This is a genomic window from Haloferax sp. Atlit-109R, assembly GCF_003665865.1.
Taxonomy (GTDB): domain Archaea; phylum Halobacteriota; class Halobacteria; order Halobacteriales; family Haloferacaceae; genus Haloferax; species Haloferax volcanii.
The window spans coordinates 1,076,114-1,102,291 of the sequence record NZ_QPLO01000001.1 but is presented as its reverse complement, the minus strand read 5'-3'; the positions used below and the strand labels follow the sequence as shown (position 1 = coordinate 1,102,291).

The following is a 26,178-nucleotide window of genomic DNA, read 5'->3' as shown; positions in this document are numbered from 1 at the left end:
GGCGGAACGGAACGCGCCCGCTTACATCCCCATGTCAGCCGCGTCCTCCGGGACGGGCAGGTCGTGCGGCGACACGCCGAGGAGTTCCGCGGCGTGGTCCAGCGCCATGTCGAAGCCGTAGTAGCGTTCGAGTTCGTCGCCCTCGACGGTCGGGCGGACCTTCAACATCGCGTAGCCGTCGATGTTCTGGGCCACGGCGGCGGTTCGGCCGTCGCGGTCGAATTCGAGGACGCGCTCGGCGTCGGTGACGTAGTACCGCGCGGTGACGCCGTTCGCCTCTGCGGTTGCGTCGGTCATGCGAGGCGCTAGGGAGCACGGGCTGTCTAAACTATCGGTTCCGGCGGACTGGCGTGGGAGAGCGTGGCTGGACGTGACGGAGCAGACCGGCGGGCCGGCGGAACGAAAGTGACGTGTGTCTCTCCCACGAGACGGGAGCCATGTGGTTTCAGAGCGGCCGTCGGCGCGACCTGTGTGCCGTCCTCTACGACGCGGGCGAACTCCGCGGGCAGAAGCTGAAGACCCGGTTGGAACGCTACTACGACCTCCGAATCGACCCGCAGTCGTTCTACGGGACGCTCGACGCGCTCGTGGAGGCGGGCCACCTCCGACGGCGGACCGAGGGCATCTACGACGTGTACGGCCTCACCGACACGGGCGCAGAGCGGGTCGAGTCGTACCACGCGTGGCTCGCGGAGCGAGTCGCAAACGGGGCGCGGGGCGCGGAGGACGCGGAGGGGACGAACGAATCGGTCGTCGACTGACGTTACTTCTGGAGCCAGTCGCCGATGGTGTTGCGGAGAATCTCGCTCGTCCCCTCGTAAATCTCGTTGAGCTTCGCGTCGCGGTAGTAGCGCTCGGCGGCGAAGTCCTTGGTGTAGCCGTAGCCGCCGTGAATCTGGATGCCCTCGTTGGCCACCTCGCGGCTGATTTCGCTGGCGTAGAGCTTCGCCTGCGCGGCCTCCTTGATGAACGTCTCGTCGCGCATCTTCAGGTCTGCGGCCTTGTGCATGAGGAGCGTCGCGGCCTGCACCTTCGTGTCCATGTCAGCCAGTTTGTGTTTGATGGCCTGGAAGTCCCCGATGGGCTGGTCGAACTGCTCGCGCTCGCCGGCGTACGTCACGGCGTCGTCGAGGGCGGCGCGGGCGATGCCGATAGAGCGCGCCGCGATGGTGATGCGGCCGCCGTTGAGCGTCTTCAGCGCCTGCACGAAGCCGTCGCCCTCGCCGCCGAGGAGTCGGTCTTCGGGGATGCGCATGTCGTCGAAGCGGAGTTCGGCGGTCGGACAGCCCTTGTCTCCGAGTTTGTGCTCCGTGCCCTCGACGACGAAGCCGTCGTCCTCGTCGGGCCGGACGACGAACGACGAGATGCCCTTGTTACCCGCGTCGGGGTCGGTCTTGGCGAAGACGACGACCGTATCGGCGACGGAGCCGTTCGAAATCCAGAGCTTGCCGCCGTCGACGACGTACTCGTCGCCGTCTTTCTTCGCCGTCGTCTCCATGGCCGGCACGTCGCTTCCCGCACCGGGTTCGGAGAGCGCGAACGCGCCGATGTCGGTGCCCTCGTTGAGCGGCGTCAGGTAGGTCTGTTTTTGCTCCTCGTTGCCGAACTCGTAGAGCATGTTGCCGGCGAGGCTCGTGTGCGCGGCGACGATGGTGCCGAGGCCGCCGGAGCCGCGAGAAATCTCTTCGAGGCCGATGGCGTAGGAGTGGTAGTCGAGGCCGGCACCGCCGTACTCCTCGGGGAAGGGCATACCCATCAAGCCGAGTTGGCCCATCTCGGCCACGAGGTCGGCGGGGAACTCGTCGGTCTCGTCTATCTCCGCCGCGCGAGGCTTGACCTCCTCGTCGACGAACTCCGAGACCATCTCCTTGATTTGCTTCTGCTCCGCAGTGAGCGCGAAGTCCATGTCTGAATCTTTCATCGACTATGCTTATGGTTTTCTCCTGCGCCGTCTCGGCCGTCCGCGGATGCGGCCCCCCACGAGACTTTTTATCCCCCCTTCCGTAATACGGGTACGCTTCGAATGTCTCGACACGCCGATGCCCGGCCACCGGCAACTGATGACGACCTCGATTGGTGTCACGATGCAGTTCAGGGGGTCTCTCGGACCTTCGCCCTCACGGTCGACGTCCTCGACGAACCGATGGCGTCGCACATCTGTATCGGATATCTCCTCTGTCGAATCGCCGACACCGTGGAGGATTCGTCTTCAATCGCGCCCGACGAGCAGGCACACCTCCTTCGACTCTACGACCGCGCGCTCGACCCCGACGACGACACAACCGTCGACGAGTTCGTGGCCGCAGTACAGCCGCACCTCCCCCCGGAGGGCGAACAGTCCGACGACTGGATGGTCGTCGCCAACACCGCTCGGGTCTTCCGGACGTTCGAGGCGCTTCCGGAAGACGTGCGGGAGGCGGTCACGCCGCCGGTCCGCGAACTCGTCTCGGGCATGGCGATGTTCGTCGAACGCTACTCACAGACCGGCGGGCTCCGCATCCAGTCCCGCGAGGAGCTAGAGGAGTACTGCTACTACGCCGCCGGCACCGTCGGCAACCTCATCACGAACCTCGTGACCCGCGGCAACGTCGACAGCGAGCGCCGCTCGCGGCTCTACGACACCGCCGAGGAGTTCGGCCTGCTCCTCCAGCTCGTGAACATCGCGAAGGACGTGCACGACGACTACACCTCCGAGAACAACGTCTACCTCCCCGCCGACTGGCTCGACGACGCGGGCGTCCCCCAAGAGGAGGTCGTCGACCCCGAGCACAACGACCGCACGGCCTCGGTGGTCGCGCGGACCGCCGACCACGCGAAGTCGTTCCTCGACGACGCGCAGACCTACCTGGAGACGGTGCCGCTCCGCGAGGGCAACACGCTCGCCGCGTGGGCGATTCCGTTCCTCCTCGCGGTCGGGACGCTCCGCGAACTCGTCGCCAACCCCGAACACGCGGTGACGGGCGAGGGCGTCAAAATCTCCCGACAGGAGGTGTTCGCCGTCGTCTCCGAGATGAACGGTGCGAGCTCCGAGTCGCTCGCCGAGATGCGCGAAATCATCTCGCGCCAGCCGTTCCACCGAGCGACGACGAACCTCGACTGAAGACGACGCCGCGCCGTCGGTCGGGCCTCGGTTCCGTTTTCGCGTCTCTTCTCCGTCCGTTCGCTTCGAGCGCCGCCGAACGCGGCGGTTAGTTCCTCTCCCGCGAACGCCACGCTTCGCACCCGCCGCGACCCCGGCGGAACCGAATTCGAGGGCCATGCGGTCCCGTGACGAACGCAGTTTGGGAGGATTTTTAGTAACCCAAGCATAACGGGCGTCTATGAGTACCGAAGAAGCACACGACGACCACGGCCATCACCTGCCGGCGGTTCAGGACTGGCCGCGCGGCTTCGGCGAGGCGAGCTGGTGGCCGTTCGTCACCGCCGTCGGGGGCGCGGGCATCTACGCCGGTGCCGGGCTGTACGTCATGGGACAGGACGGAATCGTCGGCCAGACGGCGGGTCCCGCCGTGTTCATCGGCAGTATCTTCCTCTTCCTGGCCGGACTCTACGGCTGGTTGTACCACGCGTTCGTGAGCCACTTCTGGTCGCGCGACGCGAGCCAGAAGAGCGCATCGAAGCTCCGCTGGGGGATGATTGCCTTCCTCGGCTCCGAACTCGGGACGTTCGGCGCGCTGTTCGCGTACTACTTCTTCATCCGCGCGGGGACGTGGCCACCGCAAGAACTCCCGCATCTCACGGGGTCGTTAGTGTTAGCGAACACCGCCATCCTCATCGTGTCCAGTCTCACGCTCCACTGGGCCCACGTCGCCATCCGCGAGGAGAACCACCGTAACTTCGTCCTCGGGCTCGCGGTCACGCTCCTGCTCGGCGTGATATTCATCGGCGGGCAGGTGTACGAGTACTACGAGTTCATCGTCCACTCGAACTTCTCGATTACCGACGGCATCTTCGGGTCGGCGTTCTACGGCCTCACCGGCCTGCACGGCCTCCACGTCAGCCTCGGCGCGGTGCTTCTCGGTATCGTCTTCGTCCGCGCGCTCCGCGGGCAGTACTCCGCCGAGCGCCACGTCTCCGTCAGCACGGCCTCGATGTACTGGCACTTCGTGGACGTCGTCTGGATCTTCCTCGTCGTCGTCCTCTACGTCGGCGCGGAAGTCGGCGCGTAACCGAACCGAACCGGATCCGCCTGTCGCCGCGTCGCGGCGGCACCGATTTTTCCGCTGATTTCTCCGAGAGCGACGGACGCCGATACGACCGAGCGACGGCCGAACGACGACCCAACGACGACCGTACAGGGCCGAGCGACGACCGACAGCCGGGCCGGCCCACCCGTGACCGCCCTCGGCCGCTCACCCGAACTGCTCGTTGAAGCGGTAGATGTCTTCGTCCACGCCGGCGACGACGAGGTCGTCGTCGGCTTCGACCCGGAACTCCGGGCCGACCTCGGTGACGAGCGCGCCGTTTCGCTCGACGGCGATGACGGTGCAGTTCGTTCGGGCGCGAACGTCGGCCCCGGCGAGGGTCCGCCCCACGAGGCCGGGGGCGTTCGTCCGGACGATTTCTATCTGCGACTGCGGCGCGATGACCTCCTCGTCGAGCACCGTCGAGGCGAGCATCCGGCCGGCGACCGTCGAGAGCGCGAGGACGTAATCCGCGCCGGCGCGGTAGAGCTTGGCGATGCTTTCGGTCTCGTTGGCGCGGGCGATGACCTCCGTCTCCTCGGAGACGCGCTCGGAGACGAGCGTGGCGAAGACGGCCGTGGTGTCGTTGTCGAGCGCGAGGAGGACGCCGCGAGCCTCGGAGACGTTCGCTTCGGAGAGCGTCTGCGGGTCGGTGATGTCGCCGACGAGGTCGACGCCGGGCTTGTCCTGCTTGTCGACGACGAGGTGCGGGACGCCGGCGCTCGCCAACTTCTCGGCCGCGGTGGAACCGACCTCGCCGTATCCGGCGACGATGACGGTCCCGCGGCGGAAGCGCCGCGCCGACGACAGCGTCAGCGCGCGGAGTTCTTCGAGCTGCTTCTCGCGGCCGACGACGAGCAGGATTGTGTGTTCGTCGATGACGGCGTGGGGGGCCGGCGGGGAGACGAACTCCCCGGTGAACCACGCGCCGATGACGTTGACGCCGGTGACGTCCCCGATGCCGCTCTCGGCGATGGTCCGACCCTCGGCGGGGCTGCCGCGCTGGACGAGCAGCTCCGCGACCTCGAAGTCCTCGCCGATTTCGATGGCGTCGCCGAGTTCCGAGGAGATGGACGTGGTCGCCTTGCCCGCGAGGCTCTCGCCGAGGAGCCGGCGCGGCGAAACGACCCGGTCGGCCCCGGCGTAGCGGTGGTAGTCAGCGACGTCGGGGTCCTCGATGAGGCTGACGACGCGGGCGTCCGGCGCGGCCTGCTTCGCGGCGAGGATGATGCTCGCGTTCGTCTCGTCATCGTCGTCGGCGACGATGGCGAGCGCCTCGGCCGCGTTCGCCGCCTCCAACGACTCGACGTCCTCGGGGTCGCCGTGGACGACGTCGTAGCCCGCGCCGTGTAGCTCCTCGGCGCGGTCGCGGTCGGCTTCGAGAATCACGTAGGGCACGTCCATCGAATCGAGTTCGTCCACGAGGGCGTCGCCGCGAGGGGTGAACGTGCAGATAACGACGTGGTCCGAGCGCGTCGACGCCGTCGGCGGCGCGGTCCGCAGGGCGTCTTCGACGAGCGGGACGAGAAACAGCGGGAGCGTGAGGAAGACGGTCGTGACGCCCGTGAGTTGCATCAGAATCGACAGCGCGAGCAGCGGCGGATGGTCGACCCAAAATCGGGTCTGTTCGCCGTAGCCCGTCGTCGTGAACGTCTCGACGACGACGTGGACCGCCTGCAAGAAGGTGATGTCCTCGCCGGCGAAAAAGCCCGCCGCCCACTGGTACGCGATGGAGAACGTGAGCATCAACAGCCCGGCACCCGCGAGATAGCGGCCGAGTCGTCGCTTCGCCTTCGACAACCCGGGGCCGTCGCCCGAAATAGACATACACCCGCTATGGCCGCCGGTGGCTAAAAGCGTCCTGACGCGGGAGGCGTTCCATGAGCCGCCGTCGAGACGCCGCGTTCGCGGGGGGCTCTCCTCGCCGCCGATGATTCGTCGCGCGGCCCTGACCTGTTACGCGAGGAATACTTAACAGCCGCCCGTCCCCCTGTACGGGTATGTGTAGCACACCGTCCGACCGCCGAGGCGACAGTCGGCGGCCGTGACGCTCTCGGGAGACGGCGCGGCGACGCCGCGGACGACACGTCGGACGAGACGGCGGGTGCTCGAAACCGGCGGCGCGGCGGCCGCGGCCACGCTGGTGGTCGGCGGACTGCTCGCGGTCGAGTGGCTCTGGCTCGTCTCGCGGGCCGCGCCCTCGCCCGAGACCGCCGCGGCGACGTGGGCCGCCGGGACCCTGCTCGTCGTCGTCGGGCTCTGCGCGTACGCCTACGCGAACGCGGACGAGAACGTCGCGCCCGGAAACGCCGGAACGGCCGAATCCGCGGCGGAATCGCCCCGCGCCTACGACGACCTCGGGGTCCCGACCACCGTCACGCTCGTCCGCGGGTTTCTCGTCGCGGGCGTCGCGGGCATCGTCGGCGTGGCGCTCCACGGGTCGCTGAGTCCGTCGTGGGCGTGGACCGCCGCCGGCGGCTACGGCGTCGCCGCCGCGCTCGACGCGCTCGACGGGGCGCTCGCCCGCCGACTCGACCGCGTCAGCCGCCTCGGCGCGCGACTCGACACCGCGGTCGACGCCTTCGGCCTCCTCGTCGCCCCGCTCGCGGGCGTCCTCCTCGGCGAACTCGCGTGGTGGTACCTCTCGGTCGGGGCGGCGCGGTACGTCTTTCTCGTCGGCCGTCGCCTCCGCGAGCGAGCGGGGCGACCGACGTTCGACCTCCCGCCCCGCGCCTCGCGGCGCGTCCTCGCCGGCGTCCAGATGGTCGTCGTCCCGCTGGCGCTCGCGCCCGGCGTCTTCGACTCGTGGATGCCGCTCGTGACCGGCGTCGCGGCCGCGGCGCTCCTCGTCGGCTTCGCTCGGGACTGGGGCTACGTCTCGGGCCGCCTCGGAAACGAGGGCGACGGAGACGCGCCAGTCGCGGAGTAATCAGTCGAGTTCGGCCAACACGTCGAGGTTGTGAGCGACGTACGCGAGTTCGTCGCCCGCGAGGGCGTCGTGTCGGGCGTCGAGCCACCCGTCGAGCGTCGCGCGGTCGACCGCGGCCGACTCGCCGACGGATTCCTCGACGAAGCCGAGGATGCGGTCGAGGAAGATTCGCGCCTCGTCGTCGTGCGGCGGGTGGACGACCCAATCCGAGCCGCCGGCCGCGACGACCGGCGCGCCGAGTTCCCGCAGGGTCGACAGGAGGTCGAAGCCGGTGTTCGGTCCCGCGCGGTCGCCGCCGCGCATCGTCTCGTGGTACGCGCCGAGCACCGCGTCGTCGTCGGGGTGGCTCGGGCGGAACGCGGTTCGACCGTCGAACGTGATGGGCGCGTAAAAGAGGCCGTCGTCGGTGAGCCGCGAGAGGAGCGCGTCGACCGCCCGTCGGAGCGGGAGCACGTCGAGGACCGCGTGGGCGACCACGAGGTCGATCGCCTTCGGGAGGACCGTCATCGCCTCGAAGAGGTCGCTCGTCACGTAGGTCAGCGAGACGCTGCGGCCGTGGCGTTCGATGCGGAAGCCGTCGGGCGTCGGCTCGGCGGTCCAGCCGGCGGCGCGCGCCCACTCAGCGAACGCCGCGGCCGCGTTGTCCGCCATCCCGCGCGTGCGGTCGACCATGACGTACTTGATTTCGTCGTGCGCGTCGAAGACGCCCCACGAGAGGAGCCGTCGACACATCGCGCCCGTCCCCGCCCCGACCGAGACGACGCGGAGCGGCTCTCCCGACCGCGACTCGGCGCGTGCCTCCAGCCGGTCGATGAGGCTCGCGAGCGTCGGTCGGTGGAGCGCGCGGTCGTCCACGGGCTCCTTCGCGCGGAGGTAGTGGACGAACCGGTCGTCGTGGCTGGTCACGACCGACCCGTCTCGGCGGACTCGTATAACCGTTCTCCCGGCTCGGTTCCGACCGCGGCGAGCGAATCGGTCACAGCAAGCACGCTGAAGTGTGAACTGAGCTAAACATTCGCTCGATTCGCCCGGAAAGTATTTGATTCGGTTCCGGTGATGTAACCCCAAATGGATAGCGAGATTATTGACGCGGTGACCGGGTGGGACTCCGCGCCCGCCGAACGAGGCTACGGTGGCCTCCGGTCGCTCGCGGACGACGGCTTCACAGGAGCCGTCGTCGCTGGCATGACGTGGGGATTCATGCTCAACGGCCGTCTCCTCGGCGTTTTCGACGGGGCGGTTGCAGATTTCGAGGGTGAATCGTTCGAGGCGCACCGCGCACCGGACCCAGCGCTGCCGCTTCTGTACGCGATGCAGGAGACCGGCGGCGACGTCCGCGCGCAGTACTACACGGAGGAGACGCCGCTGCAAGACGCAAACGGAACGCTCTCGTCGGGCGGCTTCACCGGCTACGTCGAACTGTCCGAAAACGTGCTCTCGGGCGACTACTTCGTCGTCTACCACGGGGGGAAGTCGATGAGCGCCGCCTTCGTCGGCAACAGCAAGCGGCTCATCACCGGCGACGAGGCGTTCGAGCGCGCGAGCGACGAGGTTGGCATCTACAAGGTTTACGACGTGGACATCGACCTCGTCGACATTCCCGAAGCCGACTCCGACGAGGAAGCCGACGATGCGACGGGAGCCGCCGCGGGCGGCGTCGCTCCGGCGGACGACGAGACCGACGCGACAGACCCGTCCGAGGAGCCGGAGCCCGAACCGGCGGTCCCTGACGAGTCGGGGACGACAACCGCTGTCGACGAGACCGCACCCGAACCCGCCGACGGTGACGGCGATGACGATGAAGACGAAGACGACGGCGAATCCGTCGACAGCGAGCCGGCGATGGCCGACGCTCCGGCCGACGAAGAACCGGACCCCGCGGCGGCCGCGGCTGACGCGACCGCGGACGACGCCGAGCCGGCAGCGTCGACGAGCCCCGACGACGAGTTGACCGAGACGGGGTCCGGACCGTCTGTGACTCCGGGCGGGTCGCGGTCTCCGGAGTCAACCGAGGCGGCCGCGTCGCCCACGAGCCGGCCCGTGCCGGAGGAGTCGCGGCCGCCGACAGGCGAGGGACCGGTCGTCACCGACGCCCCACAGAAGAACGGCGAGGCGGCGTCTCCGGACCCGAACCCGGACCCGGACCCGGAGGGCGGCGCGACCGGCGACGACGTGTTCTCCGCCGAGGCGCAGTGGCGAAACGCCCGGTCGATTCCGTCGCTCGACCCCCGCGACGCCGAGGGGGAGTCCGTCGACGGCCGCCCCGGGACGCCTCGAAGCCACCAGCGGAACACGACGCAGGCGACGCATCGCCGGCAGTCACAGGGCGAATCGCGGGCGTCGCCGCAAGACCAGAGCCAGCGGCCGAACCAGCGGCAGGCCCAGCCGGCCGACGGGACGCCGGACGAGCCCGCCGTCGACCCGGCGGAAGCCGAGTCGCTGAAAGAGCAGGTCGAGGCGCTGGAGTCGGAGCGCGACCGGCTCGAATCCGAGCGCGACTCACTCCGCGAGGAGCGCGACGAACACCGCTCGCACGCCGAGGAGCTGGCAGACCGCGTCGCCGAACTCGAATCCGAGGTCGAACGGCTTCGGGGACAGCTCGACGAGGCGGGGCTTCGGTCGACCGACCGCTCGATGTCGGCCGACGAGGCGCTCCGCGGGACGAACCTGTTCGTCCGCTACGCCCGTAAGGGCGAGGCGACGCTGGAGAAAGCCCACGACGGGCAGGCCTCCCGCGAGGAGGTCGTCGAGAACCTCCGGCTCGAACACCACACCACGTTCGACACGGAGGGGCTCGGCATCGACGGCCAGCCCTACGAGGAGTTCCTCCACGAGACGCCCGAGTACGGCTTCGCCAAGTGGGTCGTCACCGACCTGCTCTACGAAATCGGCGAGACGGGCAACCGGTCGAGCCTCGCGGGCGTCTTCGACTCGATTCCGAAGGCCGACCGAATCGAACTGTACGGGAGCGTCTCGATACCCCTCGGCGACGGCGAAGCCGAATCCCGGCAGTTCGACATCATCGTCCGCGACCAGATGGGCGAGCCGCTGTTCGTGGCGAACCTGAACGACTCGCGGGACCCGGCGACCCGTCCGATGGTCACCCAACTCATCAAGGACTCGAAGGGCGTCGCCAACGCGAAGGAGACGCTCGGCTCGGCGTTCATGGTCACGAAGAGCTTCTTCGAGCCGGGGGCGCTGGAGGCCGCGACCGAGGAGACCGGCGGCGGTCTCCTGAGTCGGTCGAAACGCAAGAGCTTCGTGAAGCTCTCGCGGAAACAGGGCTACCATCTCTGTCTGGTCGAAGCGCGGGGTGGCGAGTTCCACCTGAACGTGCCCGACCTCTGAGTCGGCCCCGATTCGACCGTCGTCGCGGTCGCTGTCGCTGTGTTAGTTTGTGTCCGCGGTTCGCCGCGGCTGTCGGCGGTACGAAGCGATAGTGAAACGACCGCGGGGCTCGGAGAGCGTCCGCGGCGAGTGTCCGTGGTGTCGGGTCGGTACCGTTCGGTTCCGACCGCGTCGAAGCGTCGCTAACGCGGTCGGTCCGATGTCGTGCCCGGAGAGACTCGTCGGACGAAACAGGATAGAACGACCGCGTGCGCCTGAAGTGTGGTTAGTTCTCGATTTCGGCCGCTTCCTCGATTTTCATCGATTCGAGCTTGCCGACGATTTCGTCGAGCTTGTCGTCGAGTTCGTCGACGAACTCCTGGGTGCGCTCGGTGGTGATTGCGCCCTGGCTGGAGGGCTCGATGAGGTTCTCTTCTTCGAGAACGCGGAGGGAGTAGCGAACCTTGTGGTGCGGGTAGCCCGTCTCGTTGGACATCTTCACGATGCCGATCGGCTCACTTTCGATAACCATCTTCAGGACCTGGAGATGGCGCTCCAACATATCGACTTCCTTCTCAAGTCGGTCTATCATGCCATTTGTTAACTCTTCTTGGGAGGCTTTAAGCCTTGCCCTCCGAGCCGGCGAAAAAATGAGATAACGCGACCTTAACGAGGACACTAATTAACCGTTGTGTTATCCGCCGCCACGCCAATGCGTGTTCATGGCGTATTCCTCGATGGTTCTGCGATAATTAGACACGAACGTGCATTGCTCGTCGGCCGCGACCGTAATCTGTTTAGTCCGGCGCGGGGAACGGCCGACGTATGACTGTTACCATCGTCGGTTCGCAACTCGGTGACGAGGGCAAAGGCGCGCTCGTCGACCTGTGGGGCGGCGACGCTGATATCGTCGTCCGCTATCAGGGCGGCGACAACGCCGGCCACACCGTCGTCGAAGACGGCGAGGAGTACAAGCTGTCGCTCGTCCCGAGCGGGGCCGTCCGCGACAAAATCGGCGTGCTCGGAAACGGCTGCGTCATCAACCCGCGGACGCTGTTCTCCGAAATCGACGACCTCCGCGAGCGCGGCCTCGACCCCGACGTGCGCCTCGCCAAGCGCGCGCACGTCATCATGCCGTACCACCGCCGCCTCGACAACATCGAAGAGGAGGCGAAGGCCGACTCGGACCTCACCGTCGGCACGACCGGCCGCGGCATCGGCCCCACCTACGAGGACAAGGCGGGCCGCCGCGGCATCCGCGTCGGCGACCTGCTCGACCCCGACGTGCTCCGCCAGCGACTGGAGTACGTCGTTCCCCAGAAGAAAGCGCTCATCGAGGACGTGTACGGCCTCGAAGCCGGCGAGGAGTGCGACGTGGAAGCGCTCGTCGAGGAGTACACCGAAATCGGCCGCCGCCTCCGCGAGGACGACATGGCCGTCAACTGCGGCGACTTCCTCGCCGAGCGCCGCGAGGCCGGCGACAACGTGATGTTCGAGGGCGCGCAGGGCACGCTCATCGACATCGACCACGGGAGCTACCCGTACGTGACCTCCTCGAACCCGACCGCGGGCGGCGCGGCCACCGGCACCGGCGTCGGTCCGACCGTCGTCGGACAGGGCGAGGTCGTCGGCATCGTCAAATCGTATCTCTCCCGCGTGGGCGAGGGCCCGATGCCGACCGAGCTGAAAGGCGACGACCGCGACGAGGAGCTCGCGGAGTTCATCCGCGAGAAGGGCGGCGAGTTCGGCACCGTCACCGGCCGCCCGCGCCGCATCGGCTGGCTCGACATGCCGATGCTCCGCCACGCCGCCCGCGTCAGCGGCTTCACCGGCATCGCCGTCAACCACCTCGACGTGCTCGCCGGCCTCGACGAGGTCAAAGTCGGCCACGCCTACGAACTGGAGGGCGAGGAACGCCTGACGATGCCCGCGACGACCGAGCGCTGGGGCGAGTGCGAACCCGTCCTCAAGGAGTTCGACACGTGGCCGGAAGTCGACTGGGCGGCCGTCGCCGAGGAGGGCTACGACGCCATCCCCGACGCCGCACAGGACTACCTCGAATACCTCTCGGACGAACTCGACGTGCCGATTTACGCCGTCGGCGTCGGCCCCGGCCGCGAGCAGACGGTCCACATCGAAAACCCGTTCGACGACTGAGCGCCGCGCTGTCGGCCGACCGATGACGGCCCGCCGCCGTCCACCGACCACCGCGGCGACGGCGGCGAACCCGTACGCTTTTACTTCGCGCAATCCACCGTCACGACGATGAAAGAATCCCTGATGGACATCCTCTGTGACCCCCTCGACAAGAGCGAACTCGAGCTGGAAGTCGACGAGCGCGACGGCGACGAAATCATCGAGGGGCGGCTCATCGGTACGGTCACCGGCGAGGTGTACCCCATCGAGGACGGCATCCCGAACCTCCTACCGCCGGACATGCGCGACGACTGAGGGGACACCTCATCGGACCTGAACGTTTTTCTATTCTCGTCTCGACGGTGAAGCCGTGTCGAACGCGCCGCTCACCGTCACGCTGAACGACGAGCGCCCGCACGACCTCTCGGTAGCGCCGTCGTTCTCGACGAACGGGCCGTTCTCGGTCGAACTCGCGAACGAGGGGCAGGCGGTGCACGTCCACCTGCACATCGACGACGAACTCTCGCGCGCGGCGAGCCTGTCCGAAGGGAACCACTTCGTCGACGGCGACCAGACCAAGACCGTCGAGGTGTTCGTCACCCAGCCGTCCGAGCCGGTGTCGGGGAAGCTCAAAATCGTCTCGGGCCACGGCTCGGAGACGAGATACGTCGACGTGACCGTCGAACCCGGCTCCGGAGGCAAACCGCCGGTCGACGTGGACGAGACGCTGTCGAAGCCGAAACAGCCCGAACCCGAGCCGAGCGTGACCGAGAGCATCGCCGACGTGTTCCCGAGCGTCGACCCGCGGGCCGCCCCGCTTTTCGGCCTCGCGCTCGTCGCGCTCGTCCTCGCGGTGGTGCTCGCCTCGGTGTTCGAGAGCTTCGCCATCACCCTCGGGGCCGGCGTCGTCGTCGGCGGCGTCCTCGCGGCGCTGGTGCTGACGATGCGGTGACGCTAACGATGCGGTGACGGCATCGGAAAACGAAACGCAGAGCGCTCGCGGCGCGGCCTACTCGTCGTCGGGCGCGTCGGTCGGGACGCCGCCGAGGTTGCCGTCGTCGTCGAACAGTTTCGCGCGCAGGAACCGCGCCCGGTAACGGTTCGCGCCCTCGTACACGTCGGCCTCGCGGATGTCGTCGATGCGGCCGTCCGCGACGGCGTCGATGATGTCTTCGACCTGTTGTTTCTCCGAGGGCGTGAGTTCGAACTCGTAGGTCTGGGTCTCCTCGCCCTCCAGCCGCGTCCACTTGCGGGACGCCGCGATGACGACGGAACACGGCTCGCGGCACGGGAACGCGCCGTCGCCGCCGTCGACGTCGAGGTCGGTGTCGTCGTCGTACTGCCACTCGCGGCGCTTGACGCACTGGCTGTCGGCGCAGCAGGCCTCCGCGACCCAGTCGACGTGTTCGTGGCCGTCGCCGCGGTTCCACGTCTTCACGACGCTGTACATCCCGGTCTGACGGCCGATGGCGTCCTCCCAGTGGGTCACGTCGAGTTCGCCCCGGCGCTCGCGGTACCAGTTCGGAACCGACGCGGGGTAGAACGTCTCGACGGTCTCCACGAGGTCGCGGCCGTCGAGGGCGGGGAACAGCCAGCCGCCGGCGAGGTTGCTGCCGGACTTCAGCGGGCGGTACCGCCCCTTCTCGTCGTAGGTCGCCAACTGGCGGGCCGCGAGCGGTTCGTGGTAGGCGTCGAGGTCGTCGCGGTCGGCGGCGGCCTCGTCGGCGTGGCGGAGTTCGTAGGAGCGCTCGCCGTGGTCGTCGACGGTGACCGTGACGAGCAGTTGGCCCCACTCGCGGCTGACGCCGTCTCGGAGGGCGTCGTAGCGCTCGGGGACCGAAGCGGCGTCGGCGTCAGCGTCGGCGTCGCTGGCGCTGTCGCTTCCGTTTCCGTCGCCGCCCGTATCGACCGGCGCGCCCTCGACCCAGCGGAGGAACGCCCGTCGCTGCGGGCTGGACTCGCCGACGACCTCGGACCAGAAGTACCAGTTCGTCGCGTAGTCGTCGCAGTCGTCGAGAGCCTCGCGGAGTCCGTCTTCGGTGAGCCCCGAGAGCGTCGCGTCGGGCGTTTCGAGGCGGAACCCGCCGTCGCCGTCGGGGGCGACGGTGAGCCCGTCGAGCGAGACGCCGTCGCCGGTCGCCGCGGCGTCGACGAGGGCGTCGCGGTGGTGCCCCATCAGTTCGCCTCCTGCGGCGTCTTCCGGGTGCGTTCGCGCACGACTTCGAGGCTGTTACCGATGTCGGCACCCGCGTCGGCGGCGCGTTCGAGTACCACGTCGGCCATGAGGCCCTCGGTTCCGACCGCGCCGGCGTACCAGAGGCGGTGGCCGTCGACCTCGGCGGGCACGTCGTAGCCCGTTCGGTAGTCGTCGGTCAGGCCCATGTCCTCCGGGATGTCCTCCTGGGTGTGGAAGCCGTCGGCGATAAACAGCGGGACGACGACCACGTCCTCGGAGTCGAAGTAGTCGGTCACGTCGTCGACCTCGGGTTCCTCGTCCATGTAGAGCGCCTGCACCTCGTCGAAGCGGTCCATCTCGCGGATGCGGTCGGCGTGGTACTCGATGGCCTTCGCGGAGTTCTCGTTGCGCTCGGTCCCGTGGCCGACGACGGCGAGGCCGAAGCCCTCACCGACGTTCGGGTCGCCGGTGACCGTCTCGGCCCGGCGGACCAACACCTCGGTCATCGCCGCGTGCGTCCCGACCGGCCCGCAGTAGTGAATCGTCTTCTCGGGCACGTCGCTCGCGGTGAGGGTGACGTGCGACGCCGACAGGCCGTCGGAGTCCCAGTCGGCCACGTCCCACCCGTCGAGGCGGAGTTCCCGCGGGATGACCTGCTCCGTGAAGTAGCCCTCGCTGATGAAAAGCGGGACGACGTACACCTCGTCGGCCTCGACGGTCCGGAGCACCTCGCGGATAGACGGCTCTTCCTTCCAGAAGCCGGTCCGTACCTCGTCGAACGCGCCCACCTCGCGGACCGTGTCCGCGTGGTCGTAGGTGGGGGCGCTCGAATCCGGGTTCAGGTGCGACCCGTGCGCCACGATGACCAGAGCTTGCATGTCCGGGGGTTACGAGGGGAGTGTCTTATGAACTTCGCATCGGAGAAAGGAATCTTCGGGTTCGGCCAACTCGCGTTCACTACTCGTTCAGGCGGCGCGACGCGGTGGGGCGGGGAGTCGCCTCCGAGACGGCCGCGACAGCGCCCGACGAGCGGCGCTTTTTTGCGCGCGCCCGACCACGGCTGAGGCATGTCCCTCGCCGCCGACGCGCGCGACGCAGTCCGCGAACGACCGTACCTCCTCGCCGCGCTCCGCGCGGGCGTCGTCAACTACGCCGCCGCCGCGGCCGAACTCGACCTCGGCGACGACGAGGCGGTCGCGGCCGCGCTCCGCCGGTTCGCCGCCGACCTCCCGCCGCTCGAAGCCGACCCCCGAGACGCGTCCGTGACGATGCGGAGCGGCGTCGGCCTCGTCGGCGAGGACGTCGAGGAGACCGACGACGACCCCGTGCTCTCGGTCGCCGGCGTCGACCTCGCAAGCGGCGGCCCGCTCACGGCTATCATCGCTGAGGGCGAGGTGGACCCCGCCGTCCTCGCCGCCGTCCTCTCCCGGCTCGACGCCGAGTCCGTCGTCGTCGACGCCGCGGGCGTCGCGGGCGACGCGCTCGCCGTGGTCGTGCCGCGCCGACAGGGGGCCGCCGCCCTCCGCGTCGTCGAAGCGGCCGTCAGCGATTTATACGTCTGATTCCCGGCTATCAACCGTGATAGCCGACGGCCGGCGCTTATTACCTCGGAGTCGGTGAGTTCCTCAATGGTTTCGCCCAGCCCTCGCGACGACGCCGGCAACATCTCGCTTTCATCCACGGAACTCCTCGCCGAACTCGACCTCGACGGCGACGAGTTGGGCTGGCGGCAGTCGTTCGTCGGCTTCGACGACGAGGACGCCGCGCGTCTCGCGGACCTCCGAGCTGTCGTCGAGGCCCGCGACGAGGCGCTCGTCGACGGCTTCGTCGAGCCGATTCTCGCCAACGAGCGGACGACGGACGTCATCGACCGCTCGAAGACAGACGTCGACGGCCTCCGCGCGGTCGTCTCCGGCTACTACCGCTCGTTCACCGACGGGAACTACGACCAGAACCACTACGCGGCGCGCACCCGAATCGGCCTGCTCCACGACAAACTCGACATGCCGCTGCACTACTTCGGCGGGATGTTCGCCAACGTCACCGGCATCTTCGCGGACGAACTCCGCGGGCGCGCCGTCGCCGACGCCACCGAGTCGCTGTCGGGCGAGGACGCCGACCGCGTCGAAGACGCCGTCGACGAGGCGTTCGCGGACATGATGGCGGTCGTCCGCGGGCTCAACCTCGACCGACAGGTCGTCAACGCCACCTACCTCTACTCGTACTCGCTGGACGTCCGCGAGGAGGTCCGCCGGGCCAGAGAGAGCCGCGGGGACCTGGAGTCGGTCGCGTCCCAACTTCACGAGGAGACCGCGGGCACGAGCCAGAGCATCGCGGAAATCGAGGGGTTGGCGGCCCGGCAGGCCGACATGACCGAGGAAATCGCCGCCGAGCTGTCGAACCTCAGCGCGACCGTCGAGGAGGTCGCGGCCACCGCCGACGACGTGTCTTCCCGAAGCGACGAGGCCACCACGCGGGCCGAGGAGGGCCGCGCCGAGGCCGGCGAGGCAATCGACGCGATGCGGCAGGTCGGCGACGACCGCGACGTGATAACCGTGAACGTCGAGGCGCTCGTGGCCGCCATCGACGAGATTCAGGACATCGTCGAGGTCATCGACGAGGTGGCCGACCGGACGAACCTGCTCGCGCTCAACGCCTCTATCGAGGCCGCTCGCGCCGGCGAGGCCGGTTCCGGCTTCGCCGTCGTCGCGGACGAGGTGAAGTCGCTCGCGAACGAGTCGAAGTCGCAGGCCGAGCGCATCGGCCAGATGATAGAGGACGTGACAGACCACATCGAGGACACCGCCGAGGCGCTGTCGTCGGCCGACGAGAACATCGACCACGGCATCGAGCGGGTCGAATCGACCGTCGAGAGCCTCGACGAGATAACCGACTCGGTCGCCGACGTGACCGACGGCATCGACGAGGTGGCGCGGGCGACCGACGAGCAGGCGACGCTCACCTCCGACATCGCCACCTTCGTCGACGACGCGGCGACGCAGGTCGACGAGGTGACAGCGGAGATAGACCGCATCTCCGAGAGCGTCTCCGAGCAGGCCGAACAGGCCGCCGACCTCGACACGGCCGTCGAGGAGTTGGACCGCGAGGCCGACCTCGAATCGTTCCGCCGGCGCGCCGAGACGACGACCGACGGCGGCGTCGCCACCAGAGGCGGCCACTACGCGCTCGCGTCGGCGGCGAACGCCGACCGCGCGGTCAGCAGAGAGATGGGAGCGACGGGCCCGGCGGGCGACCGAGTCGGCGGCGCGGCGTCCACCCCGACCGGCGACGATGCGACCGCCGACCCGACCGACCGGATTCCGGCGTTCGTCAAGCGACTGCTCTCGGAGGAGACGCTGGCGAAGATTCGCCGCGGCGAGGCCGACCGCCCGGAGTGGACGAAGTAACCGCTGCGATGAGGTGACGGCGGCGCGGCGGTCGCCTCGGCGGGCGACCGCGTATCGACGCCGACCCGGCCGCGCTTCCGACGGGTTGAAAGTGGTCCCGGAAGTAGCCGAGTGTGATGACCCTGTCCGTGACCAACACCCTGACGGGAGAGCGCGAGGAGTTCGAGTCGCACGGCGACGAAGTGTTGCTCTACGTCTGTGGACTGACGGTCTCGGACCACGCGCACCTCGGCCACGCCCGCCTGTGGATGCACGCCGACCTGATGCACCGCTGGCTGGACTACGAGGGTTACGACGTGCGTCACGTCGAGAACTTCACCGACGTGAACGAGAAGATAGCCGCCCGCATCGGCGAGGACGACCTCGGAGACGACGAGGCGGGCGTCGCCGAGCACTTCGTCGGCGACGTGATTCGCGACATGCGCGGGCTGAACCTGAAGCGCGCCGAGGTCTACCCGCGCGTCTCCGAGCACATCCCCGAGATTATCGACCTCGTGCAGACGCTCGTCGACCGCGGCCACGCCTACGAGTCCAACGGCTCCGTCTACTTCGACGTGTCCACGTTCGACGACTACGGAAAGCTCTCGAACCAGAAGCTCGAAGAGCTGGAGTCGCGGGCGACGAAAGACGAGCGCTCCGAGAAGCGCAACCCGACCGACTTCGCGCTCTGGAAGGCCGGCGCGGTCGACCCCAAGACGGCCGCCGAACACCGCGACCCCGACCTCGACCCGCTCCACGAACCCTGCGGCGAGACGTGGGAGTCGCCGTGGGGTGAGGGCCGCCCCGGCTGGCACATCGAGTGCTCCGCGATGTCGATGACGCACCTCGGAGACACCCTCGACATCCACGTCGGCGGCCGCGACCTCGTGTTCCCGCACCACGAAAACGAAATCGCCCAGTCTGAGGCGGCGACCGGCCAGCAGTTCGCCCGCTACTGGCTCCACGTCGGCCTGCTCCAGACGGAGGGCGACAAGATGAGTTCGAGCCTCGGCAACTTCTTCACTGTCGGCGACGCCCTCGACGAGTTCGGCGCGGACGTGATTCGGACGTTCTACCTCTCGACGGCCTACGGCTCCGAGCAGACGTACTCCGCCGAGACCATCGCCGAGGCCGAAGAGCGCTGGGAGCGCCTCGAACGCGCCTACGAGGCCGCCGTCGACGCGGTCGACAGCCCCGACGCCCGGACGAAAGTCGAGGCGACCGACCTCCGAGACACCGTGACCGAAACCCGCGAGAACTTCCGCGAGGCGATGAACGACGACTTCAACGTCCGCGAGGCGATGGCCGAACTGCTCGGCCTCGCCGGCGCGGTCAACCGCCACGTCGCCGACGCCGACGAGTACGACTACCGCGCGCTCCGCCGGGCCGTCGAGGCGTTCGAGGACCTCGGCGGCGAGGTGTTCGGCCTCTCGTTCGGTGACGCGGGCGAGGGCGGCGACGTGTCGGTCGCGGAGGACCTCGTCCAACTCGTCTTGGACGTGCGCGAGGCCGAGCGCGAGGCCGGCAACTACGAGCGCGCCGACGACCTGCGCGACGACCTGACGGCGCTCGGCGTCGACGTCGAAGACGGCCCCGACGGCGCGACGTTCCGGTTCGAGTAATCCTCCCGGCTCCCCGGCTCACATCGTAAACAGGTGCGAGTCGTCCGGAATATCGAACAGCCCCATTCTGACGCCCGCATCCAGCCAGCCGTAGCCGTACGAAAAGGACGCCAGCGCGTTCACCCAGTCGTCGTCGGCTTTGAAGTGCCGGCCGTCGTCGAGGTAGGACTCGGCCATCTCCAGACAGTCGGCGGCGGCGGCGCCGAGGTGCGTCTCGTCGGGGACGGCCTGCACCGCCTCGTCGAGCGCGTCGGCGAGCATTCCCTCGTAGCGGTTCGTCTTCTCCTGTAAGTCGGCGGCCATGCGGAGTCGTGCGTCCGCGACGGATACCGGTCTTTCGCTCCGCGCGCCGCGAGAGCCGTGGCATGCGTTGTCGTGTCGGTGGTGTAGCGCGCCTCGCAATACAGCGAAACCTTAAGACGCCGGTGTAGCGAACTATCGGCTATGACAGAGGACGCCGATTCGTTCGTGGAACACAGGAAACTCATCATCGCCGGCTCGGGTATCTCCGGGCTCTCGTCTGCCATCTACGCGGCCCGCTCCAACAACGAGCCGCTGGTGCTGGAGGGCGACGAACCGGGCGGACAGCTCACGCTCACGACCGAGGTCGACAACTACCCCGGCTTCCCCGAGGGCATCTCCGGCCCGGAGCTCATCAACAACATGAAAGAGCAGGCCGAGCGCTTCGGCACGGAGATTCGCCACGGCATCATCGAGGACGTGGACGCCTCGGAACGCCCGTTCACGGTCACGCTCAAGAACGGCGACGTGTACACCGCCGACGCCCTCATCGCGGCGTCGGGCGCGTCGGCCCGCACCCTCGGCATCCCCGGCGAGGAGAACCTGATGGGCTACGGGCTGTCGACGTGTGCGACCTGCGACGGCGCGTTCTTCCGCGACGAGAAAATCATGGTCATCGGCGGGGGCGACGCCGCCGTCGAGGAGGCCAACTTCCTCACCAAGTTCGCCTCGACGGTGTACCTCGTCCACCGCCGCGAGGAGTTCCGCGCCGAGGACTACTGGGTCGACCGCCTGATGGAGAAGGTCGACGAGGGCGAAATCGAACTCATGCTCAACACCGAGGCGACCGAGCTGCACGGCTCGCCCGAGGAGGGCGTCGACCACGTGACGCTCGTCCGCAACCCCGAGGGCCACCCGAGCGACAAGCTCGACGACCCCGAGACCGAGGAGTTCGACTTCGACGTGGGCGCGGTGTTCTACGCCATCGGCCACACGCCGAACGCCGACTACCTCGACGGCACGGGCGTCCAGCGCGACGACGACGGCTACATCGTCGCTAAAGGCGGCTCCGGCGGCGGCCAGACCGCGACCGACGTGCCCGGCATCTTCGCCGCTGGCGACGTGGTCGACTACCACTACCAGCAGGCCGCGACCGCCGGCGGCATGGGCGTGAAGGCCGCCCTCGACGCCGACGACTACCTCGAAGAGCTCGAACGCGAGGAGAAGCAGGCGGCCGCGGGCGCGGCCGAATAGGCGGTCTCACGCGCTCGCGCTCGGCGTTCGTCTCTCGGGTTTCTCTCGACTTTCGTTCGGTGCGCCCTACGTCAAAGACCGCAACAGCCACGCGAGAACGAAGCTAATCGCCACGAAAATCAGGTAGACGCCGGGCGAAAAGCGCGCGTCCACGACGCCGACCGCGTCCGCGACAGCCACGGCGAAGATGACGAGACCGACGCCGACGAGCCCGTTCCCGAGGACGTTCGGAACTCCCCGTTTGGTTTCCATAGCCGCGGTTGGAGTCGACGAAAAATAAGCGTACGGAGCGTTCCCAGCGGGTGAAAGGAGACGGCGGGGTCGGCCGCGCTCAGTCGGCCGCGCCCGGACTCGCGTCGGCACCCGCGCCGCGCTCGTCGGGCGTCAGGTAACACTGCGGGTCGGGCCCGAACAGTTCGCCCGTCGCCGCGAGCGACCGAAGCCGCGAGGAGCCGCGACACACGTCCTGATACTGGCAGGTCGCGCACTTGCCGGTGAGGTGTTCTTCCCGCTCGCGGAGTTTGGCGAGAAGCGGGTTCGACTCGTCGTCCCAGATGTCACCGAACGGGCGGTCCCGGACGTTGCCGAGGCTGTACCCCTGCCAGAACTGCGTGAGGTGCACGTCGCCGCGGTAGTCCACGTCGGCGACGCGCTCGCCGGTCGGGTCGCCGCCGTTGACGCGGAGATACCGGTGAATCCGCTCGGCGTGGTCGCGTCCGAGCTCCTCCTCGGCGTACTCGACCACGTAGGCGGAATCGGCGTAGTTGCCGACCAAGAGCGTCTCTATCTCCTCGCCCTCGGCGTGGTACTCGCGGGTCATGTCGAACAGCCGGCGGACGGCGCGGCGCTGGGCCTCGTCGTCGAGGTCGGCGTCGGCGATGTCGCCGCCGCGGCCGCCGTAGTCGAGGTGGTAGAAACAGAAGCGGTCGACGCCCACGTCGTACAGCAGGTCCACCACGTCCTCCATGTCGGCGGCGTTGTGCTCGGTGATGGTGTACCGGAGGCCGGTCTTGAGCCCCACCGAGAGGCAGTTTTCGATGCCGCGGACGGCGGCGTCGAACGCGCCGTCTTTCCCGCGGAAGCGGTCGTTGCGCTCCTCCAAGCCGTCGACGGAGACGCCGGCGTACGAGAGGCCGGCGTCGCGGAGCGCCCGGGCTTTCTCCTCGGTGATGAGCGTCCCGTTGGTCGAAAGCACCGCCCGGATGCCGGCGTCGGTCGCGTAGTCGACGAGTTCGACGAGGTCCTCGCGGACGAGCGGTTCGCCCCCCGAAAACAGGAGCACCGGCACGTCGTAGGCCGCGAGGTCGTCGATGAGCCCCTTCGCCTCGGCGGTCGAGAGTTCCCCCTGCGCGGGGTCGAGGTCGGCCCCGGCGTAGCAGTGTTCGCAGTAGAGGTTACAGCGCCGCGTCGTGTTCCAGACGACGACCGGACGTTTCTGTTTCTCCTCGCGTATCTGCTCGATGTCGGCGTCGGGGTCGTCGTAGCGGAGACCGTCGCCCTCGGCTCCCTGCCCGCAGAGGAGCTTGCTGATGGAAATCACTCGGCGGACACCCCGTTTTCGGCACCCCGGGCGTCCCCCGCACCGTCGTGCTCCATCCCGCCGCGTTCCGTCCCGTCGGTCGACTCCTCGCCCTTCGCGGCGAGGTCGTTCCCGCCGAGTCGGAGGAACTCGTCGGCCGGCGCGAGCCAGAGGTCCGCGTCGCCGCCGCCGAACAGCGTCCGCGCCTGCTCGGTCGCGAGGTCCTCGGAGGGCGCGCTCACGCTGCCGACGTGGCGCATCGGCTCGGTCGGCACGTCGCGGTAGAACACTTCCCACTGGCGGCTGCCGTCGATTCGCGGTCGTCGCCTCGGGTCGTCGTCGTCCATGCCGTCGCCTTCGGGCGGGACGGTCACGCCCGTTTCGCCCGTTTTCAGCGCGTGGGAATCGAAGCTTTCGACTTGTTCGGCCGCTCACTAGAGCCAGCTAATGACGCAACGGGTTTCCCGGCGGTCGGTTCTCCGCGCAACGGCGGCTTCGACAGGTATCGCGCTGCTTGCGGGCTGTTCGAGTTCGTCCGGCGACGGCTCCGGCGGCGCGGGCGACGGGGACGGAGCCGGCGGCGACACGTCCGGCGGGGACGACACGGCCGACCACGAGATGCGGGACTTCGGCGGCTGGTTCGACCGGACGCAAAACTACGACGGCGTCCACGACCTGACGGAACAGGACAGCGTGACGGTCGCGGTCGGCGCGGCAGGCAACGGCGGCGGCTACGCGTTCGCCCCCGCCGCGGTGCAGGTCTCGCCGGGAACGACGGTCGTCTGGGAGTGGACCGGAAACGGCGGGACGCACAACGTCGTCAACCGCGAAGACGGCCTGTTCGAGTCGGAACTCACCGTCTCCGAGGGCCACACCTTCGAGTACACGTTCGAGGAGTCCGGCGAGTACAAGTACGTCTGCGTCCCCCACGAGACGCTCGGCATGGTTGGCGTCGTCGTCGTCGAGTAAGCGTAAGCGGCCGCGGCGTTGGCGGCGTCGGCGTCACGCTGACTTCGCGGCGTCGTTCAGCGGCGCGGTACAGAGGACGCAGCCGGTCTCCCGGAGCGTCCGCATCATCGGCTCGTTGACCCGGTAGCGCTCGCCGCACTCGGGACAGGTCACGTCGAACTCGCGCATCGTTGCTCACCGGCTAGTGGTACGCCGCGGGGCCCCGAGGTGGCGCACCCTGCATTCACGGGGGACTGATACCCCGGCGACACGTCTCATCCCGTCACTCCTGGAGAATGGCACCCATGAGCTTCTTCTGCGCCATGGCGAGGTGCTCGGAGAACGTCGAGGTCGTGATGCCGAGTTCGGCCGCGACCTCGCCTTTGTTCGCGCGCCGCGGGTGGTCGAAGTAGCCCATCTCGTGGGCCGTCTCCAGCACCTCGCGCTGGCGGTCGGTGAGCTGGCCGCGCTCGACCAACACGAGGTCCCGCGACTCGTCGGTCGACGACTGGAGCAGCCGGCGCACGTCCACCGACCCCGACGACTCTCGGAGGGCGGCGACCACGTCGCGGAGCGTCTCCACGTCCGGCGCGTGGAACGTCAGAAACAGCGCGCCGTCGCGCGTCTGCACGTCCACGACCGGACAGTCGAACGCCTCGACGCGCTCGCAGGGACAGCCGACGCCGCCCTCGCGGTCGAACCGATAGACGCTGCCGTCGCCGTACTCGAACAGCCGTTCCATCTCCTCGGGAACCTCGTCGTCGTCGTCGAAGACGAACTCCTCGACGACCGACCCGCGCTCGTTGGGAGCCATGCTCCGCGAGAGCGCGTAGCCCGAGGTGTCGCCCTCGGAGACCGTCGCGACGGGACAGCCGTCCGGTCCCGTCACCTTCAACTCCGCTCTGATGCCCGCTGCGCTCGTCATAAGAGTACGAAGTCGCCCCAGCCCCTGATATAAACACCCCCGATACACCGGGCCTTTATATCGTGGTTCGTGTCACCGACGCCACCGTCGACAGGCGGGTTGCGGCCGGTCGGTGGGGGCTATAAAGCGCCCCGCATATTCGGGGTGCTCTTCGACGGACGACGCGGCCGAACGTACGAGTGAGCATGCAGACCGGCCTCAGACGCACGCCGACCGGACCGAAGCCCGCCGAGTTGGAGGCGGAACAGGTGCTGGAAGCGCTCTCGGACCGCGCGTGCCGGCAGATTCTCACGACCCTGCAAGGCGCGACCGAGCCGATGACCGCACAGGACCTCTCGGAGGCGTGCGACGTGCCGCTGTCGACGACCTACCGGAAGGTCGAACAGCTCTCGGAGGCGGCGTTGCTCGACGAGACGCTCCAACTGCGGGCGAACGGGACGCACACCCACCAGTACCGGTCGAACGTCGAGTCGGTCACGGTCTCGCTGAACGACGACCGGGGACTCGAAGTCGCCCTCGGCGGGGACCGCTGATGGGCTCGGAGCCGGTACACCCGCCGGAGTCGGGGAACGAAAACCACACTCGCCCGCGGCTCGCGTCTCGGCTGACCACCCATCCCGACGGGCGCGAGGAGTGCACGATTTACCCGGCCGATGCGACGCCCGAGACCCAACTGACGCGGTGGATTTCGGCGTTCGAGGGGAGCTTCGTCGGCCTCGATGCGATGGAGTAGGCGTCGGGGTGAGAGCGACCGGAGGGTTACAGTCGGTCGGGGTCGACGCCGTCGTCGCCCTTGGTCCACGGGCGCGGGCTGTCGAGCGCCACGAGGTACTCTTCTAAGAGGGTCGGAAACGCCCGCCCGCGGAGGTTCCGCAGGCCGAAGTCGGCGGCCCAACTGATGATGCCGGTGTCTTCGGTGACGACGCCGGCGTTCAGTTCGCGCGCGAGGATGAGGAGGTCGAAGTCCTCCCGAGAGTCGAGAACCCCCTGTCTGAGCGCGCCGCGGTAGTCCTCGCGGAGGTCGGAGATGACCTTGTCAACGTCGGAGAGCTTCGACCCGCCGTTGGAGCGCTGTTTCGACTCCTCGGCCTTACGGACGGCCTTCTCGGAGACGCGGAGGCCGCGGTTGACCCGGTCGGACATCTCGTCGATGAAGCGGTAGACGACTTCGGCGGGGATGTACACCTCGTAGCGGTCGGGGTGTTTCTTGATGACCCACGTGTCGAGTTTGCCGAGCACGTCCTCCGAGACGCCGCGCTCGCGGAGGATGTGTTCCAACTCCGCGGCGATAGACGGCGGCATGTAACACGAGATGTTCAGGTCCAGTCGCGCGGCGGCGATGGTGTCGAGGAGCCGTTCGATGCCCTCCTCGAACGTCTCGTCGTCGTCTCGAATCTCCTCGGAGAGAAACAGCGAGGTGTCGAGCACGAAGCGTTGTTTCAGCGGGTACTCGGCCATCGTTCGTCAGTTGGTACCGCGGCACTATGACCCTTCCCCGCGGTCGAGGGTGAGCGGTGCCGGTGAGAGAACCC

At 68.4% G+C, this 26,178-nt stretch carries 29 protein-coding genes; 15 read left to right on the top strand and 14 right to left on the bottom strand.

Translation table 11 applies throughout. From position 1 onward, the window contains the following. Positions 1-21: 21 nt before the first annotated feature. The gene (locus DVK03_RS05770) at positions 22-297 is read right to left on the bottom strand and encodes a hypothetical protein (protein ID WP_004063834.1); all 276 of its coding nucleotides are present in this window, start codon (positions 295-297) and stop codon (positions 22-24) included. Positions 298-437: 140 nt separating this feature from the next. Here DVK03_RS05770 and DVK03_RS05765 point away from each other — a divergent pair, with 140 nt between their 5' ends. Further along, entirely contained in the window at positions 438-761 is a 324-nt protein-coding gene (locus tag DVK03_RS05765) for a DNA-binding protein (RefSeq protein ID WP_115802437.1), read from the top strand. Between the two features lie 2 nt (positions 762-763). Here DVK03_RS05765 and DVK03_RS05760 read toward each other — a convergent pair whose 3' ends face one another. After that, positions 764-1,906 (bottom strand): acyl-CoA dehydrogenase, encoded by a 1,143-nt coding sequence (locus DVK03_RS05760; RefSeq protein ID WP_006600454.1) that lies wholly within the window; start codon positions 1,904-1,906, stop codon positions 764-766. A 117-nt stretch (positions 1,907-2,023) separates the two neighbouring features. Between DVK03_RS05760 and DVK03_RS05755 the strand changes: the two genes are divergently transcribed. Together DVK03_RS05755 and DVK03_RS05750 are read left to right on the top strand one after the other, a co-directional pair. Further along, complete coding sequence (locus DVK03_RS05755) at positions 2,024-3,100, top strand: phytoene/squalene synthase family protein (RefSeq protein ID WP_049922094.1); 1,077 nt, start codon at positions 2,024-2,026, stop codon at positions 3,098-3,100. Positions 3,101-3,320: 220 nt separating this feature from the next. After that, entirely contained in the window at positions 3,321-4,169 is an 849-nt protein-coding gene (locus DVK03_RS05750) for a heme-copper oxidase subunit III (RefSeq protein WP_004063857.1), read from the top strand. Between the two features lie 183 nt (positions 4,170-4,352). Here DVK03_RS05750 and DVK03_RS05745 read toward each other — a convergent pair whose 3' ends face one another. Beyond that, positions 4,353-6,011 (bottom strand): TrkA family potassium uptake protein, encoded by a 1,659-nt coding sequence (locus tag DVK03_RS05745; protein WP_004043800.1) that lies wholly within the window; start codon positions 6,009-6,011, stop codon positions 4,353-4,355. A 277-nt stretch (positions 6,012-6,288) separates the two neighbouring features. Here DVK03_RS05745 and DVK03_RS05740 point away from each other — a divergent pair, with 277 nt between their 5' ends. Beyond that, entirely contained in the window at positions 6,289-7,113 is an 825-nt protein-coding gene (locus DVK03_RS05740; RefSeq protein ID WP_004063859.1) for a CDP-alcohol phosphatidyltransferase family protein, read from the top strand. Here the strand turns inward: DVK03_RS05740 and DVK03_RS05735 are convergent, their stop codons facing one another. After that, positions 7,114-8,019, bottom strand: a complete 906-nt coding sequence (locus DVK03_RS05735) for an SAM-dependent methyltransferase (RefSeq protein WP_115802436.1) — start codon at positions 8,017-8,019, stop codon at positions 7,114-7,116. 162 nt (positions 8,020-8,181) lie between these two features. Here DVK03_RS05735 and DVK03_RS05730 point away from each other — a divergent pair, with 162 nt between their 5' ends. Further along, positions 8,182-10,461: a hypothetical protein gene (locus tag DVK03_RS05730; RefSeq protein ID WP_115802435.1), complete on the top strand. Its 2,280-nt coding sequence runs from the start codon at positions 8,182-8,184 to the stop codon at positions 10,459-10,461. 265 nt (positions 10,462-10,726) lie between these two features. Here the strand turns inward: DVK03_RS05730 and DVK03_RS05725 are convergent, their stop codons facing one another. After that, a complete protein-coding gene (locus tag DVK03_RS05725) occupies positions 10,727-11,032 on the bottom strand; it encodes a hypothetical protein (protein WP_004043804.1) in 306 nt (101 codons plus the stop codon). Positions 11,033-11,265: 233 nt separating this feature from the next. Between DVK03_RS05725 and DVK03_RS05720 the strand changes: the two genes are divergently transcribed. The 3 genes from DVK03_RS05720 (at position 11,266) to DVK03_RS05710 (ending at position 13,528) form a co-directional block, all read left to right on the top strand. Beyond that, complete coding sequence (locus tag DVK03_RS05720) at positions 11,266-12,597, top strand: adenylosuccinate synthase (RefSeq protein ID WP_004043805.1); 1,332 nt, start codon at positions 11,266-11,268, stop codon at positions 12,595-12,597. 108 nt (positions 12,598-12,705) lie between these two features. After that, entirely contained in the window at positions 12,706-12,891 is a 186-nt protein-coding gene (locus DVK03_RS05715) for a methytransferase partner Trm112 (RefSeq protein ID WP_013035425.1), read from the top strand. A 55-nt stretch (positions 12,892-12,946) separates the two neighbouring features. After that, positions 12,947-13,528, top strand: a complete 582-nt coding sequence (locus DVK03_RS05710) for a hypothetical protein (RefSeq protein ID WP_115802434.1) — start codon at positions 12,947-12,949, stop codon at positions 13,526-13,528. Between the two features lie 57 nt (positions 13,529-13,585). On the opposite strand, the gene DVK03_RS05705 is transcribed toward DVK03_RS05710, so the two are convergent. Together DVK03_RS05705 and DVK03_RS05700 are read right to left on the bottom strand one after the other, a co-directional pair. After that, positions 13,586-14,752 carry a DR2241 family protein gene (locus DVK03_RS05705; protein WP_115802433.1) on the bottom strand — a complete coding sequence of 389 codons (1,167 nt, stop codon included), beginning with the start codon at positions 14,750-14,752 and terminating at the stop codon, positions 13,586-13,588. After that, positions 14,752-15,630 (bottom strand): CbiX/SirB N-terminal domain-containing protein, encoded by an 879-nt coding sequence (locus DVK03_RS05700; protein ID WP_006600461.1) that lies wholly within the window; start codon positions 15,628-15,630, stop codon positions 14,752-14,754. The genes DVK03_RS05705 and DVK03_RS05700 overlap by 1 nt, the downstream gene beginning before the upstream one ends. A 189-nt stretch (positions 15,631-15,819) precedes the next feature. Between DVK03_RS05700 and DVK03_RS05695 the strand changes: the two genes are divergently transcribed. The 3 genes from DVK03_RS05695 (at position 15,820) to cysS (ending at position 19,760) form a co-directional block, all read left to right on the top strand. After that, positions 15,820-16,314 carry a hypothetical protein gene (locus tag DVK03_RS05695; protein WP_115802432.1) on the top strand — a complete coding sequence of 165 codons (495 nt, stop codon included), beginning with the start codon at positions 15,820-15,822 and terminating at the stop codon, positions 16,312-16,314. 66 nt (positions 16,315-16,380) lie between these two features. Further along, positions 16,381-18,159 (top strand): globin-coupled sensor protein, encoded by a 1,779-nt coding sequence (locus DVK03_RS05690; RefSeq protein ID WP_115802431.1) that lies wholly within the window; start codon positions 16,381-16,383, stop codon positions 18,157-18,159. Positions 18,160-18,275: 116 nt separating this feature from the next. After that, positions 18,276-19,760: a cysteine--tRNA ligase gene (gene cysS / locus DVK03_RS05685; RefSeq protein ID WP_115802430.1), complete on the top strand. Its 1,485-nt coding sequence runs from the start codon at positions 18,276-18,278 to the stop codon at positions 19,758-19,760. Between the two features lie 18 nt (positions 19,761-19,778). Here cysS and DVK03_RS05680 read toward each other — a convergent pair whose 3' ends face one another. Then, positions 19,779-20,063 carry a DUF357 domain-containing protein gene (locus DVK03_RS05680; protein WP_004043813.1) on the bottom strand — a complete coding sequence of 95 codons (285 nt, stop codon included), beginning with the start codon at positions 20,061-20,063 and terminating at the stop codon, positions 19,779-19,781. Positions 20,064-20,204: 141 nt separating this feature from the next. Between DVK03_RS05680 and DVK03_RS05675 the strand changes: the two genes are divergently transcribed. After that, complete coding sequence (locus DVK03_RS05675; RefSeq protein WP_004043814.1) at positions 20,205-21,254, top strand: NAD(P)/FAD-dependent oxidoreductase; 1,050 nt, start codon at positions 20,205-20,207, stop codon at positions 21,252-21,254. Positions 21,255-21,320: 66 nt separating this feature from the next. Here DVK03_RS05675 and DVK03_RS05670 read toward each other — a convergent pair whose 3' ends face one another. The 3 genes from DVK03_RS05670 to DVK03_RS05660 form a co-directional block, all read right to left on the bottom strand. Then, positions 21,321-21,506, bottom strand: coding sequence for a hypothetical protein (locus DVK03_RS05670; protein ID WP_115802429.1), 186 nt, complete (start codon positions 21,504-21,506; stop codon positions 21,321-21,323). A 79-nt stretch (positions 21,507-21,585) separates the two neighbouring features. Then, on the bottom strand, positions 21,586-22,794 hold the full coding sequence (locus DVK03_RS05665; protein ID WP_004043816.1) for a TIGR04347 family pseudo-SAM/SPASM protein: 1,209 nt from the start codon (positions 22,792-22,794) through the stop codon (positions 21,586-21,588). Further along, a complete protein-coding gene (locus DVK03_RS05660) occupies positions 22,791-23,147 on the bottom strand; it encodes an Htur_1727 family rSAM-partnered candidate RiPP (RefSeq protein ID WP_199505976.1) in 357 nt (118 codons plus the stop codon). The genes DVK03_RS05665 and DVK03_RS05660 overlap by 4 nt, the downstream gene beginning before the upstream one ends. 73 nt (positions 23,148-23,220) lie before the next feature. Between DVK03_RS05660 and DVK03_RS05655 the strand changes: the two genes are divergently transcribed. Further along, positions 23,221-23,742 (top strand): halocyanin domain-containing protein, encoded by a 522-nt coding sequence (locus DVK03_RS05655; protein ID WP_115802428.1) that lies wholly within the window; start codon positions 23,221-23,223, stop codon positions 23,740-23,742. 33 nt (positions 23,743-23,775) lie between these two features. On the opposite strand, the gene DVK03_RS20395 is transcribed toward DVK03_RS05655, so the two are convergent. Next, on the bottom strand, positions 23,776-23,910 hold the full coding sequence (locus DVK03_RS20395; protein ID WP_004043819.1) for a hypothetical protein: 135 nt from the start codon (positions 23,908-23,910) through the stop codon (positions 23,776-23,778). A 94-nt stretch (positions 23,911-24,004) separates the two neighbouring features. Further along, entirely contained in the window at positions 24,005-24,646 is a 642-nt protein-coding gene (locus tag DVK03_RS05650; RefSeq protein WP_004063904.1) for a helix-turn-helix domain-containing protein, read from the bottom strand. Positions 24,647-24,831: 185 nt separating this feature from the next. Here DVK03_RS05650 and DVK03_RS05645 point away from each other — a divergent pair, with 185 nt between their 5' ends. Further along, positions 24,832-25,179, top strand: a complete 348-nt coding sequence (locus DVK03_RS05645; RefSeq protein ID WP_004063905.1) for a helix-turn-helix domain-containing protein — start codon at positions 24,832-24,834, stop codon at positions 25,177-25,179. After that, positions 25,179-25,379, top strand: a complete 201-nt coding sequence (locus tag DVK03_RS05640) for a hypothetical protein (protein ID WP_115802427.1) — start codon at positions 25,179-25,181, stop codon at positions 25,377-25,379. Before DVK03_RS05645 ends, DVK03_RS05640 begins: the two co-directional genes overlap by 1 nt. Before the next feature lie 26 nt (positions 25,380-25,405). Here DVK03_RS05640 and DVK03_RS05635 read toward each other — a convergent pair whose 3' ends face one another. Further along, positions 25,406-26,104, bottom strand: coding sequence for an RNA ligase partner protein (locus DVK03_RS05635; RefSeq protein WP_004063907.1), 699 nt, complete (start codon positions 26,102-26,104; stop codon positions 25,406-25,408). Between the last annotated feature and the right edge of the window lie 74 nt (positions 26,105-26,178).

What these genes read in the sequence shown, in the direction of transcription:
- DVK03_RS05755 (WP_049922094.1), top strand. Translation starts at nt 2,024, where the DNA reads ATGTCTCGACACGCCGATGCCCGGCCACCGGCAACTGATGACGACCTC.
- DVK03_RS05750 (WP_004063857.1), top strand. Translation starts at nt 3,321, where the DNA reads ATGAGTACCGAAGAAGCACACGACGACCACGGCCATCACCTGCCGGCG.
- DVK03_RS05680 (WP_004043813.1), bottom strand. Translation starts at nt 20,063, where the DNA reads ATGGCCGCCGACTTACAGGAGAAGACGAACCGCTACGAGGGAATGCTC.
- DVK03_RS05695 (WP_115802432.1), top strand. Translation starts at nt 15,820, where the DNA reads ATGTCCCTCGCCGCCGACGCGCGCGACGCAGTCCGCGAACGACCGTAC.
- DVK03_RS05640 (WP_115802427.1), top strand. Translation starts at nt 25,179, where the DNA reads ATGGGCTCGGAGCCGGTACACCCGCCGGAGTCGGGGAACGAAAACCAC.
- DVK03_RS05715 (WP_013035425.1), top strand. Translation starts at nt 12,706, where the DNA reads ATGAAAGAATCCCTGATGGACATCCTCTGTGACCCCCTCGACAAGAGC.
- DVK03_RS05645 (WP_004063905.1), top strand. Translation starts at nt 24,832, where the DNA reads ATGCAGACCGGCCTCAGACGCACGCCGACCGGACCGAAGCCCGCCGAG.
- DVK03_RS05730 (WP_115802435.1), top strand. Translation starts at nt 8,182, where the DNA reads ATGGATAGCGAGATTATTGACGCGGTGACCGGGTGGGACTCCGCGCCC.
- DVK03_RS05690 (WP_115802431.1), top strand. Translation starts at nt 16,381, where the DNA reads ATGGTTTCGCCCAGCCCTCGCGACGACGCCGGCAACATCTCGCTTTCA.
- DVK03_RS05725 (WP_004043804.1), bottom strand. Translation starts at nt 11,032, where the DNA reads ATGATAGACCGACTTGAGAAGGAAGTCGATATGTTGGAGCGCCATCTC.
- DVK03_RS05705 (WP_115802433.1), bottom strand. Translation starts at nt 14,752, where the DNA reads ATGGGGCACCACCGCGACGCCCTCGTCGACGCCGCGGCGACCGGCGAC.
- DVK03_RS05635 (WP_004063907.1), bottom strand. Translation starts at nt 26,104, where the DNA reads ATGGCCGAGTACCCGCTGAAACAACGCTTCGTGCTCGACACCTCGCTG.
- DVK03_RS05670 (WP_115802429.1), bottom strand. Translation starts at nt 21,506, where the DNA reads ATGGAAACCAAACGGGGAGTTCCGAACGTCCTCGGGAACGGGCTCGTC.
- DVK03_RS05770 (WP_004063834.1), bottom strand. Translation starts at nt 297, where the DNA reads ATGACCGACGCAACCGCAGAGGCGAACGGCGTCACCGCGCGGTACTAC.
- DVK03_RS05650 (WP_004063904.1), bottom strand. Translation starts at nt 24,646, where the DNA reads ATGACGAGCGCAGCGGGCATCAGAGCGGAGTTGAAGGTGACGGGACCG.
- DVK03_RS05700 (WP_006600461.1), bottom strand. Translation starts at nt 15,630, where the DNA reads ATGCAAGCTCTGGTCATCGTGGCGCACGGGTCGCACCTGAACCCGGAT.
- DVK03_RS05745 (WP_004043800.1), bottom strand. Translation starts at nt 6,011, where the DNA reads ATGTCTATTTCGGGCGACGGCCCCGGGTTGTCGAAGGCGAAGCGACGA.
- DVK03_RS05655 (WP_115802428.1), top strand. Translation starts at nt 23,221, where the DNA reads ATGACGCAACGGGTTTCCCGGCGGTCGGTTCTCCGCGCAACGGCGGCT.
- DVK03_RS05765 (WP_115802437.1), top strand. Translation starts at nt 438, where the DNA reads ATGTGGTTTCAGAGCGGCCGTCGGCGCGACCTGTGTGCCGTCCTCTAC.
- DVK03_RS05760 (WP_006600454.1), bottom strand. Translation starts at nt 1,906, where the DNA reads ATGGACTTCGCGCTCACTGCGGAGCAGAAGCAAATCAAGGAGATGGTC.
- DVK03_RS20395 (WP_004043819.1), bottom strand. Translation starts at nt 23,910, where the DNA reads ATGCGCGAGTTCGACGTGACCTGTCCCGAGTGCGGCGAGCGCTACCGG.
- DVK03_RS05720 (WP_004043805.1), top strand. Translation starts at nt 11,266, where the DNA reads ATGACTGTTACCATCGTCGGTTCGCAACTCGGTGACGAGGGCAAAGGC.
- cysS (WP_115802430.1), top strand. Translation starts at nt 18,276, where the DNA reads ATGACCCTGTCCGTGACCAACACCCTGACGGGAGAGCGCGAGGAGTTC.
- DVK03_RS05675 (WP_004043814.1), top strand. Translation starts at nt 20,205, where the DNA reads ATGACAGAGGACGCCGATTCGTTCGTGGAACACAGGAAACTCATCATC.